A 12,848-nucleotide genomic window follows, 5' to 3' on the forward strand; every position below is an offset into this window, starting at 1 on the left:
TTAAAAAATGTTTTCTTAAAGTAATTTTGACTAAATTTCTTCCCGAGTAATAATCCGATGAATTATATACTTTCAGGTATGATAAAGTAAAAGAAATCAATAAGCAGCATATCGCTATAAAAATACAATATGGTATCCTTTTATATTTAAATTTTTTAAACTTTAATAAACATAACAAATACGTGACTACAACTATAATGGAAATCAATATATAAATATAGAAACCATTAATAAACTCCCCAATTTCTGAAGATGAAGTATAAAACAAAGCTTTTATATTATCTACAGTCGTGTAACCTCCTAAAATAATTACATTAACGACCTCTATACAAGAGGATATCAAATAAAAAAGACCAACACCAAGATAGGTCCAAAAATATGATTTAATAGCATTTAATAGTATTAAATATAAAAACAAATAAAAGCAACACTTTGAAAATACAGATAAAATAAAAGTCAGTATATCTTCTCTCCAGTTAATTATAATATCGGGGATAATTAAGATTAGAATAGAAAATAAAATCAGAACTAACTTTAAATTAATTTTCTTAAGCATATTTATTAATTAAAAAAATCTTTTATAATCCTAGCAGTAAATATTCTTGCTCCTGCATCATTCATATGTCCACAAGAAGAAAAATACTTATCACCTTGCACCACATTTTCATAATTATGAATTTCGGGATAGGCTTTTTTTACTTTATCAAAATAATTCATTCCTGCAACATTTTCGCACATCGGAGTCATTACTGTTATCAAATTGATATCATTGGTCTTACAGATGCGTTTGATTTCTTCGTAATATTTATTATGTGGTAAAGGGTTTAAATTAACTATATTATTTTTCATATTTCCGTTTTTGTGTTTTACCAACGGATAATATCCTAAATAGTCTAAAGCATTCGTTTTTTCGCCTATTAGTGTTTTATAAACTTCTCTAAATCCAATTTCAGAATCATATTTCACATATCTATAAAAAGGGAAATAATATAATTCATTAAAATTTTCTTCATCATAAAAATGCTTTTTTATAACTTCTGAATTATGAATATACGGTAGAAACTTTGTCGAAACCCCTATGGATTCCTGATCATTAGAAAGGTTCAAATCTGCTTCAAGAATTACATTTTTAATTGTATATTTTCTTTCAATCATTAATTTCAGTAGTAAAGAAGTCTCAAACAAATGACCTCCACTCATTCCAAAATTAAAGGTTTTTAATTCTTTATCTTCAAATAGCTGTGAAACAAAATGATTATTAGCCCTTGAAGAACCTACTATTATCACATCGTACTTTTGAGCTTTTGAGTTAAAAACTTTTTCTATTTTCCCTCTATTTTTAGATTGCATAAAAACATAGGTAAAAGCCAAGTCTAAAACTCCCGCAATCAAAATAATTATGACTAGAATTTTAACTGTATAAACTAAAAATTTCTTCATTAAAACTGAAAATATATAAATTCTTTATAATCGGAGAAAGTTCCAAAAACCATAATAGCTGCTATTGCCAAAGTTAATTTTAGCATACTTCTTTTTCCTGAAATTGGTTCTATTTTATTACGATTATTCCATTCTACTAAAACGAACAGACCAATCATAAGTAACAATTCATAATTATAGCGCTCATTTGATAAATATTGAAGACTAATGTCTCTGTTAGTAATGATACGCTTCAAATACAAAACTGCATCTGTTATTGTTCTTGATCTAAAAAACACCCAGGCTATACAAGTTAACGAAAAGGTATATAAAATACTCATTATAACTTTTACTGAATCAAAATTGTATTTTAACCGAAAGGAATCTATATTATTCCTATTACTGTTTGATAAAAGTAAAGGCAGGAAATAAACGGCATTAATAAATCCCCAGACAAGGTATGTCCAATTGGCTCCATGCCAAAACCCGCTTACTACAAAAATGATAAAGGTATTTCTGATCTTCATCCAAATTCCTCCTTTGCTCCCTCCTAATGGAATGTACAAATAATCACGGAACCATGATGAAAGTGAAATGTGCCAACGGCGCCAAAATTCTGCAATATCTCTTGAAAAATAAGGGTAATTAAAGTTTCGTAATAAATCTAAACCAAACAATTTTGAAACTCCCAACGCTATATCTGAATACCCTGAAAAATCGCCGTAAATTTGAAATGCAAAATAAATTGCTCCCAGAATTAATGAAAAAGTATTCATTGAAGTATAATTATCAAAAATAGCATTTGCATAGGTTGCACAGGTATCTGCAATAACTACTTTTTTGACCAAACCCCAAATAATTTGATAAATACCTTCTTTCGCCATTTCAAAATTAAACTCACGTTTTACTTTTACTTGCGGCAATAAATGTGTTGCTCTTTCGATTGGTCCTGCAACCAAAAGTGGAAAATAGCTCACGAATAAAGAATAATCTACAAAATTATATTCGGCTTTTATTCTTTTATAATAAATATCAATTACATATGACAACCCGTGGAAAGTATAGAATGAAATTCCGACAGGAAGAATTACATTCAATAAAATTGGACTTGCCTGAATTCCAACTGAATTTAATAACTCGGTGAAAGATGCTGCAAAAAAATTATAATATTTAAAGATTCCTAAAAACCCTAAATTGACTAAAATACTAAGCCAAAACCAGAACTTTCGGATCCTTTCTGTTTTTCCTTTTTCGATTTGAATTCCCGTATAATAATCTAGAAACGTAGAGAAAACCAACAAAAAAAGAAATCTCCAATCCCAACAGGAATAAAAATAATAGCTGGCAACTATTAATAAAGCATTTTGAGAGCTTTTAGTCTTATTGAAAACAAACCAATATAAGAAAAAAACGATTGGTAAAAAAACAGCAAAAGCTAAGGAGTTAAAAAACATATAGGTATTTATGAAATTTTAAATTAATATATTCCTTCTGTAAGTAGTTTAAAATGATTTTCTACCATTTTCGGCAAAGAAAAGGAATTGGCAATTAATTCTCTCGTATTAGTCGATATCTTTTTATTTCCTAAATAAATATCTTCTAAAATTACCGCTAGAGCTTGAATGTTTTTTGCTTCAAAAACATATCCATTTCCTTCATTAGTTATTACTTCTGTATTCCCTCCTACCTTTGTTGTAATTACAGGAACGTTTGCAGCAAGGCTTTCTAAAATTGACAAGCTGAAACATTCCATATGAGTAGGATGCAACATATAATCATATTGAGAAAAAATCTCATTAAGATTAGCTTGGCTTCCTTTAAAGACAAAAATTTTATCTAAAGAATATTTTTGAATTAACTGGATTAACTGATTTTTATATGGTCCATCTCCATAAATAGTGATTTTAATTTCATCCCTTATTTTTAAAGGAAGAAGGTGTACTGCTTCGATTAAATCCTGAATACCTTTGGATTCTCGAAGATGAGAAGCTACTAAAAAACTCGGTTTCACATCATTCCGTATATCTCTCACTAAAATGGCTTCTAAAATAACTCCATTGTAAATTGTATGTGTTTTAGATCTTAAATGAAACCCAAAATCAGTTAAAATCGCATTTACCGTATAGTTAGATACTCCAACAAAAGCATCAATGTACCTTGAGAATAAAACTCCTTTCAACCTTTTATTTATTTTCTTTTTTAGAGAATACCCATTTAAAGGCCTGGGATTATGATCTACAACAATAATTTTAGTATTAGCTGTTTTTTTTATTTTATAGAAAAATGGAGTACATAATTCTACAAAATGAGTAATAATATGTGAATATCCTTTTTTATTTTTATTATTAAAGGCTAAAAAATTGTTCTCTACATTTTTGGTTTTACTACTATAAATAGTCAGATTTGAATAATTCCCATGATTTGAATTGTTAGGAAAAAACCAGTCGATATGAATATTATTTTCTTTGCATTTTTCATCAAAATACCAGAAAAAATAATCCATTCCTCCTACTCGTTCTGGAAGTAATTCATAATTACAGAGAACTGCTATTTTCTTCTTAATCATTCAATGCAGATAAAGTTCCAGCAATACGCTTACTTGTCCCTAATAAATCTTTACTTATTTGTAACTTAATCATTTCTTTTCTTTCTATTTCTTTTTCATTCGAATACTTTAAAGCATGATTTATTTGCTCTATCAATTGCACTCTGTCCTTTGCTATATCTACAGACTTACTATCAACTACTTTCTTATAATGATCATATTCTAAAAATCTTTGGTCATTATAAAGACCGTTTTTCAAATTACCAAATACCGTATTTATCACTGGTTTATCAAAAAGCATAAAATCCAAGCTCATGGTAGAACACATATTTATATTCAAATCTACATTTTCTAATAATGATCGTAAATCGATAATATCTTCCTCACTTGGAATCCGTTGAGACCAACTTTCCTGATGATTTTCTCTTGTCAAAATCCATTTTGGTACATTCCATATAATCTCAGGAAATTCATCCCGAATCATTTTAAACCTGCTGTCATCTTCAGCAGGTGACGTTCTTACCAAAAGCTGTACTGGGAACTGAATTTTACCATTTTTAATAGCCTCTGCAATTGATTTAATTATTATAGGATCATTCTGTCCAATTGAAACATCTGCACAACTATAGCAAATTATTTTTTTATTAGTGTCTAACCCAAATTTAGCAATAAAATTTTCCTTTGTAGATTTGTATTTATCCAAAACGTAGGGCTCAAATTGTGGCGTTCCAACAATTTTTACATTTTCATTTTTTACATTTGGATAAAAATACAACAGCTCCTCTTTCATCAGTTGACTCCACACCAAAAAATTATCAAAAGCACCTAACATTCTTCCCTTAGACGCCAAATTATCCCAACTAAAGATAAATGTACTCGTTGGGATTTTAGACCGAATTGCACCATACAGAAATGGGGCTAAATATGGTGGACGCTGATGAGTAAAGAACAAATGAGAAGGTTTGTCTTTCTTAAGGATTTCAATATATTCCTTTGTGATTTTGTTTCTAGAGAAAGACAAAAACTGAAGCTTTTCAGCAATAAGGATACTTGAATTTGTGTTTACGTATTTCGTAAAGAAATAAAGTCCTTTTAAAAACATTGCTCTAATCGAATTATTTTTAGGATAACTAGATACCAGGTTGTCATTCATTCCATAAAATGCTTTATGCTTTTGTAAATGTGCTAACTCTTTCCATTTTCTAAAAGCCCATGTTATTTTACCTTCTTTATAAACAGCAAGTTCCTTTATTTCAAGTTTTGGGTTATCAAAATTCTGATAACAACTTTCGGGTAATCCAGAGTAAACAACAATTTTATCAAATTGCTTTAAAGCTTCTGCTATAAAATCACTCATAACGAAATTTCTAAATCCTACACCATCCGTTATTACTACTCCTAATTTTTTCATTTTATTATAATATTAAATCTCCTTATTATTCTCTGATAATTTTTCTTGATTTTTTTGATCCAAAAAAACGTATTATCTTTAAAAATTATAGAATGAGGAGTTTTATTTTCTTCAAAACTCAATGAATCAAATATGTTATTTATCCGTTTTGTATGTTTTTCATTATTTCCATAAGCTCTTGCAAACCAAGTATGATATAGAAATATCTTATCATTATACTCAACTGAATTTGTAATATAATCTTCATTCATTTTAGCGTTCAGAAAAAAAAACTTTTTGTTTTTTCTTCTCAACCAAAAGTAAAAACAATAATAAGGTTCATAAAGATTATTCTTATCATAATTACCTTTTAAACTCGTTAAATTATCATCAAACTCATTATTTAAAATATAATTATTTTTTACAATTTCATTTTTGTTCCATATTTCCTCCAACTCTTTAAAGTTAATTATCGAAAAAAATGTATTAATAACATAGGGGTTATAAGCTCTATGTGTAATCATTCCTCCATCACGAATTCCGCAAACAGTATAACTTTCAGATTGCATTTTATCTATAATATCAAAAACAATTTCAGCATCATAAAAAAGGACATCTTCGTCTGTCATTATGAGCCATTCTATATTTTTGTTTTTTAACTTTTTCATCATATAGAAAAGACTATTTATACCGTGCATCCCATTTCTACCATCAATAACATATTTTTGAATGTTTTTTGGAAAAAACTGGGAACTTCTAGCATATAAATCAAAGTTTATAACTGTAGAAAGTATCGCTATTTTAGACTTTTCGATTACCATATTTTGAAATCATATCTATCTATATACCTCACTAATTCTTTATCTTTAATATTTGGTATCAAAATTCTATTGATTTTTTTTCTAGTTTTATTATTATTTGAAGAATAATAATTATTAGCCAATAAAATCCCTGAAAAGCCTATTTCATCTAGTATCTTATATGTATCTGAATTATAAGAGCCATGAGGCAAAGCCAAATATTTTATATTTTTAATAGTTAATTCATCTAGCTTTTGTATCGATAATACCAACTCCTTTTTTTGTTCTTCATAGTTTAGACTCCCTAAAGAATAATGATTATGTGTATGAATTCCTAAAGTAATTAAAGGATGCGCTACTAACAACTTCACTTCTGAGCTTGTTAATGAGCGATACTCCTCTCTAGGAAAAAAGGGTATTTCATTTAACTCTTCAAATTCTAAAAACCACTTTTCTTTATCTTCATTTGAAATTTTATTAAGATAATATGTGATAGACTTATATGAGCCATTTGATTTTGAAATTTTGTCACTTTGATTAGGAAGATAAAATAATTCTTTGCAATGCGAATAATCAAAAAATAAGCGATCCCACCAGAACTCTTTTTCTGTATCGATGTTTAATGTTGTTATAAAAATTGTTGCAGGAATTTGATACTTTTCTAGTAATGGTAGCGCATTAATAATGTTATCAGCGTAACCATCATCAAAAGTAATTACTAATCCTGTTTTTTTTAAAGAAGTCCATTCTTCGTCTAATTTAAGAATCTGATATTTTTCTTTATAATAGCGCAATTGATTTTCAAAATTCGCTACACTTACTGTAAGTTCTCCTAGTTTATCTCCAACACTATTGCTAACTCTATGATACATCATTACTAAAACAGGCCTTCCGTATAATACCCTACTTTTTAATTTTAGAAATTTATAATATCTATTTTTAAGTTGAGTTTTCATTAATTAGATAAGTCTCTAAATTGTTTTTGATGATTCAATTGCCAAATATCTCCTTTTTGAAGACATTGAAGAAATAATTCGTTACTATTACCTTGCCCAAAATCATTATCTAATCTTCTAATCTTATGCAAATTAATAATCGAAAGCGCTTTTGTTATCCCCTTTTCAGAATAATCTGTATTAATAATATCGGCATGAACGGCTCTATTTTGCTGACGAGTTCCAATATTAATAATCGGGATTCCATAATATGGAGCTTCTCTAATTCCAGCACTGCTATTACCTATAATAAATTGACTGTTTTTTAATAAAGTTAAAAAATATTCAAATCGGAGAGATGGAAAAATTCTAAATCTTTCGTTTCCTTTTAGTCTTTCATACTCCTCTAGAATGAATCGACTTCCTAAATCATTGTTTGGAAAAATCACAACATAATTATGATTGTCTTGCAATAATGAAGTCACAAAGTTTTTTACATATTGCTGCATTTCCTTAATTTCAGTCGTTACCGGATGAAACATAACTATTGCATACTTTTCAAAATCGATTTTATAATATGCTTTTGCAGTTATTAATTCTGGCAATTTATTTGAAAACATAATATCAACATCAGGTGAACCAATTGTAAATATTGATTCTTTTATTTCCCCCATTTGTATTAATCTTTTCTGCGCTTGTATATTGGATACAAAATGTATATGACTCAATTTACTTACACTATGACGAATTAATTCATCAACTGTTCCTGATACCTCTCCACCTTCTATATGTGCAACTAGGATGTTATTGAGAGATCCTACAATAGCACCTGCCAATGTTTCTACCCTATCACCATGAACTACAATCATATCTGGACTTACATCTTTACAATAAGCAGATAATCCTTCAATAGTTTTAGCTAAAGTTAAATCCATTGTGGTTTCATGCGTGTGATTTTTGAAAGTATGAATGTTTTTAAAATTACATCTTTCGATTTCAATTAACGTATAGCCATAAACTTCTTGTAAATGCATTCCTGTCACGAAAACATGTACTTCAAAATTTTCTTGTTTTTCAAGCGCTTGAATTAGCGATTTTATTTTACTAAAATCTGCGCGAGTACCTGTAAGAAATAGAATTTTTTTTATTGAACTACTCAAAATCTGAAAAATCTAATTGTTCATCGTTTCCAATATTTCTCAAAGCAATTTTCCCAATTAAATCATTAAAATGTTCTGCTAGAACTTTACCCGTTCCGGGTCTTTTAACCCAAATATTTTCTTTCGATAATTTTTCTCCTTTTTTAATTGAGGTAATAGCACAAACAGTTGCGAATGCAAAATCAATTGTAACCTGCTCTTCTAATGCTGGCTTTTTTATTCCTCCACGCATCAAAGCAATTTCTGCACTTGAAATGATTAACTCTTCACAGGCTTTTTCATCCATACTGCAAATAATATCTGGACCAGTACGTTGCATATGGTCTGTAAAATGTCTTTCTAAAACACTTGCACCAAGAGCAACTGCACCTAAACAGGCATTGTTATTTAAAGTGTGATCACTTAAACCAAAAACTTTATCAGGAAATGCTTCGTGTAATTCTATCATTGCTCCCAGTCGAACTAAATGAATTGGGGTTGGATATAAATTTGTAGTATGCAATAAAGCTACAGGAATATTATTTTTATCGAAAATAGCAACAGCTTTTCGAATACTCTCTATCGTATTCATACCTGTACTTAAAATTACTGGTTTCCCAAATGAAGCAATATGTTCTAATAAAGGATAATTATTACACTCTCCTGAACCAATTTTGTAAGCCGGAACATCAAATTTTCTCAATCGTTCGGCTGCTGCGCGAGAAAAAGGAGTCGAAATAAAAATCATTCCTTTACTTTCTACATAATTTTTAAGTTCCAGTTCATCAATTTCATTTAATGAGCATCGTTCCATTATTTCGTAAATAGAGACATCTGCATTACCTGGAATAACTTTCTTAGCGGCACCACTCATTTCGTCTTCAACAATATGAGTTTGATGCTTTACTACTTCTGCACCTGCTTTTTTTGCTGCATCAACCATTTCTTTAGCAACTTGCAATGAGCCTTCATGATTAATCCCAATCTCTGCAATAACTAAAGGTGGGAAATCTAATCCTATTTTTCGGCCTGCAATTTCTATATATGGGTTTTTCATGATTTATTTATTTTAATTTCTGAAATCAAACCAATTTTCATTAATCTCTTTCTAGTATGTTTTTTAAATTTTCTTACCCTATCCTTAAATGGAAATAAATAATCTTTATATATTTTAACCGGTTTTGAATCAGTATACTTGTTTTCAAATTCCTCAAACACTCTATCTATTCTTGCCGTATGTCTTCCTCTTAAATCTCCATATTCTCGTGAAAACCATGTGTGGTATACTATTGGTTGGTTATTTAAATCGTAAACAACATTAGTGATTTGATCATCTGCAAAAGGCAAATCAACATTTAAGTATAACATTTTTTGATTTTTTCTTTTTAACCATAAGTAAAAACAATAATACGGTTCGCTCATACTTGTTTTATCATAAGGATATTTTAATTGAGATAAATCATCATTAAATTCATTTTCTCTGACATAATGATTTTGAAACATTTCTTTTTTATTCCATATTTTTTTCAACTTTTTTAAATGGATTATAGAAAAAAACGGATTCATTACATAAGGGTTACCTGAACGTTCTGGCAATGCCCCTCCATCTCTGATTCCAGCTATTATATAATCATTAACTTTCATATTATCTATTAATGGATAAATTAAATCTGAATTTACAAATAATGCATCTTCATCCATTAAGATTAACCAATCAATATCTTTTCTTTTAAAAACTTTCATCATAAATGTTATGCTAAAAATTCCAAACATTCCATTTCTACCATCAAAAACATATGATTTAATATTTGATGGATATAATGATGCGCTTTTTTTGTATAATTTAAAATTATTAACTGTAGATAATATTGCTATTTTAGAACTATCCATTTTACTGTTTTTTGGTGCTTTTTTAAAAGAATACATAACATGACCCAAATTGATCTGTATATTAACAACTAGCGTTGTGAAATCCATTTTTTTTTACGGTCTGCAATTTCTATAAAAGAGTCTATAAATTAGATTTTAATATGTTTGTGATATAAATATTCGGCAAAATCAAAATCTTCTTGGGTATCAATGTCAACATTGGCAAAAATATGATTTATCTCAAACGGAAATGCTTCATGAGAAATAATTATATCATCAAAAATTAAAGTTGCTTTTGTAATATAAAGTAACCCATTTTCAAAATATAATGGATCAAGATCTTGACTTCGTTGTCCAATTTCGTAATTGTACGGAGTAAATTTATGTTCTGCTATTTTTCCGAATTTTTGATGGTTTCTTGTAACAGTAAATAGGCTATTATAATTTTCTCTTTGATATAAATCGAATGTTTCCCGCAATAAATTTTCTGGACGAAGAGGATTTGTAGGCTGAAGTAAAACTATATTTTCTACAGGTTCTATATTTTGCAAAACATGCTTAACAGCAGTAATTGTAGGTTCTAAATCTCCAGATATACTTGATGGTCTGTCTATCACTTCCGCGCCATATTCTATAGCGATTCGTTTTATTTCCTTATTATCAGTCGAAACATATATGTCATCGATAATGTTACTATTTGCCTTAGCATACAGAATACTATGTGCCAACAAAGGAATCCCTCCTAATGAAAGAATATTTTTAATAGGTAATCGTTTTGAATCACCTCTTGCAGGGATAATAGCAATAGTTTTCATGTAATTATTTGTCTGCTGGTTTCCAATATAATTTTGTATCGCCTAATTTTTGGTATTCCTGATATTCTTTAATTGATAATCTATTTGCATTTTTAATAATTTTTGGAATTGAAAACAATAAATCCCACAGGGCCAATATAATTCCTTTTAAAGCTATTAAATCACCTCTAAAAACTTTTGTTTTAAGTTGCATCCAAATTGAATATGCCATTTTTTTCGGAATGGCACTAAAAGGATAAAACAAAAAATATAAATACCAGCCAGAACGCAATGACCTCCGAGAACGGATACTATAATCTTTATTTTTTTTCCGTGATTTTAAATCTACTCTATGATTAACTAAAACTTCTGGCAAATAATGTATTTCCCAGTTTTTTTTAAATAATTGGTAGGAAGCAAAATCTTCTTCGCCATAAAAAACAAACCATGCTGGATAATCAGGAATATCTTTCCATGCCGACATTCGCCAAACATTTGCTCCTCCTGCAAAACTTTTTATACGATGCGAAACCTCAGCACAATTTATTATTTTAGGCTCTTCTATATTCCAGAAAATCCTAAAACTAAATAATCCAATTTTTGGATTTTTATAAAAAGCCTCCTCAATAATCGCTAAAGGATTTTGGGTAATAAAATGTAAATCATCATCTATAGAAATAGCAAATTCTGTAGTAACCAGATCCATCAATCTATTACGACTATAAATTAATCCTTTACTTTTATCGTTTCTAATCAATTGAATTTCTGGATATTTTTCCCTAACAAAGATATCTGTACCATCAGTAGATCCATCATCGCAAATAATAAAAGTAACATCATTCCTATCTAATAAATGTTGACATTTACCCAATGTAAAAGCCAAATCATTTTTACGGTTTTTTGTAGTTATTAGAATCGAAAAACTTTTAATTATTTTCTGCATTTTAATACCTTTTGATCATATGCTGAGGAAGTTTTTTCCATTTTAAGAATAATCTAACAATCCATTTTATTGAAATAAGTTTTCTAAACAATTTGTTTTTTATAAAATATAAAATATTGCTTATTTTTTTATTCTTAGAAAAATTTGTTTCTAAATCTTCATTCATTTTTCTTTCAACAAATGGAACAGTCATCCAATCTTCAAATGTATTCCCCATATGATAAGCATAGTTATCGTATGTAGTCAAACGCCAATAATTTTTCTTTAATAGCAATTGATCCAGATATCCTTCGCTATTTCCTCCCATTTTAAAACCAATGTAAGATACTAACTCTTCGAACATATCTTTTTTATAAGTAGATACAAAATGACCTGACCCAATTAAAACTTTTAAATCTAAATTAAGTTCTAAACCTAATACATATTGTAAATGATCCTGATTGTAATTTCTATCCCAACCCAAACTATCATAAAATCTAATTAAAGCTTCACTATTTTTTACTGGAATAAATTTTAGTTTTTTATTGAAAAAATTATCGAAAATAACATTCCAACAATAATGTTCATACATTTTAAACTGAGGAACTATACCAACAACTCCAGCATTAGGAATATGAGTAAAAACTTTTACTGTTTCAACTTGCCATTGCGGCAAAAACATAACATCATAATCTGAAATTGTAACCAATTCTATATTATTACCCGCCAAACCTTTAAGTATTGAATTGAGCTTACCTATGTTTTCAGTATGAATTAATTCTTGTATTTTATCTTTATTTAAAAGAGAAATTAAATAATCTCCTATAATTGTATCACTTCCATTATTAACAATTGTAATAAAAGTTCTTTTATGAATTGTTGCAAATAAAGAATCCAAGCACAATTTTAAGATTGCGAAACTATCTTTAAAATAATCTCTCTGATTGGGTATATAAACTGGGATTATTATTTGATGAATGTATTTGGATTCATCATTTTTTTGATCTTTAAATGGGTTGTAACCTACTCGCACAA

Annotated in this window: 12 protein-coding genes; all 12 read right to left on the bottom strand. The window is 28.5% G+C overall.

What is annotated here, in order from left to right; genetic code table 11:
- Positions 1-561: 561 nt before the first annotated feature.
- From IUY40_RS03530 to IUY40_RS03585, 12 genes are read right to left on the bottom strand one after another with little or no spacing between them, the layout of a single operon-like run.
- Positions 562-1,440 (bottom strand): hypothetical protein, encoded by an 879-nt coding sequence (locus IUY40_RS03530; protein WP_195735509.1) that lies wholly within the window; start codon positions 1,438-1,440, stop codon positions 562-564.
- Positions 1,440-2,873, bottom strand: a complete 1,434-nt coding sequence (locus IUY40_RS03535) for an MBOAT family protein (protein ID WP_195735510.1) — start codon at positions 2,871-2,873, stop codon at positions 1,440-1,442. The genes IUY40_RS03530 and IUY40_RS03535 overlap by 1 nt, the downstream gene beginning before the upstream one ends.
- A gap of 23 nt (positions 2,874-2,896) precedes the next feature.
- Positions 2,897-3,985 carry a glycosyltransferase family 4 protein gene (locus tag IUY40_RS03540; protein WP_229335334.1) on the bottom strand — a complete coding sequence of 363 codons (1,089 nt, stop codon included), beginning with the start codon at positions 3,983-3,985 and terminating at the stop codon, positions 2,897-2,899.
- Positions 3,978-5,375: a hypothetical protein gene (locus IUY40_RS03545; protein WP_195735511.1), complete on the bottom strand. Its 1,398-nt coding sequence runs from the start codon at positions 5,373-5,375 to the stop codon at positions 3,978-3,980. Before IUY40_RS03545 ends, IUY40_RS03540 begins: the two co-directional genes overlap by 8 nt.
- Positions 5,372-6,175: a hypothetical protein gene (locus IUY40_RS03550; RefSeq protein ID WP_195735512.1), complete on the bottom strand. Its 804-nt coding sequence runs from the start codon at positions 6,173-6,175 to the stop codon at positions 5,372-5,374. Before IUY40_RS03550 ends, IUY40_RS03545 begins: the two co-directional genes overlap by 4 nt.
- Positions 6,169-7,110, bottom strand: coding sequence for a polysaccharide deacetylase family protein (locus tag IUY40_RS03555; RefSeq protein WP_195735513.1), 942 nt, complete (start codon positions 7,108-7,110; stop codon positions 6,169-6,171). Before IUY40_RS03555 ends, IUY40_RS03550 begins: the two co-directional genes overlap by 7 nt.
- Positions 7,110-8,249: a UDP-N-acetylglucosamine 2-epimerase gene (neuC, locus tag IUY40_RS03560; RefSeq protein WP_229335343.1), complete on the bottom strand. Its 1,140-nt coding sequence runs from the start codon at positions 8,247-8,249 to the stop codon at positions 7,110-7,112. The genes IUY40_RS03555 and neuC overlap by 1 nt, the downstream gene beginning before the upstream one ends.
- Positions 8,242-9,285 (bottom strand): N-acetylneuraminate synthase family protein, encoded by a 1,044-nt coding sequence (locus IUY40_RS03565; RefSeq protein WP_195735514.1) that lies wholly within the window; start codon positions 9,283-9,285, stop codon positions 8,242-8,244. Before IUY40_RS03565 ends, neuC begins: the two co-directional genes overlap by 8 nt.
- A complete protein-coding gene (locus IUY40_RS03570; RefSeq protein WP_195735515.1) occupies positions 9,282-10,205 on the bottom strand; it encodes a hypothetical protein in 924 nt (307 codons plus the stop codon). The genes IUY40_RS03565 and IUY40_RS03570 overlap by 4 nt, the downstream gene beginning before the upstream one ends.
- A gap of 41 nt (positions 10,206-10,246) precedes the next feature.
- Entirely contained in the window at positions 10,247-10,912 is a 666-nt protein-coding gene (locus IUY40_RS03575; RefSeq protein WP_195735516.1) for an acylneuraminate cytidylyltransferase family protein, read from the bottom strand.
- Positions 10,913-10,916: 4 nt separating this feature from the next.
- Positions 10,917-11,834: a glycosyltransferase gene (locus IUY40_RS03580; RefSeq protein ID WP_195735517.1), complete on the bottom strand. Its 918-nt coding sequence runs from the start codon at positions 11,832-11,834 to the stop codon at positions 10,917-10,919.
- 1 nt (position 11,835) lies between these two features.
- Positions 11,836-12,846 carry a glycosyltransferase gene (locus tag IUY40_RS03585; protein ID WP_195735518.1) on the bottom strand — a complete coding sequence of 337 codons (1,011 nt, stop codon included), beginning with the start codon at positions 12,844-12,846 and terminating at the stop codon, positions 11,836-11,838.
- Positions 12,847-12,848: the final 2 nt, after the last annotated feature.

The sequence above is a fragment of the Flavobacterium sp. ALJ2 genome (assembly GCF_015594725.1).
Lineage (GTDB): Bacteria > Bacteroidota > Bacteroidia > Flavobacteriales > Flavobacteriaceae > Flavobacterium.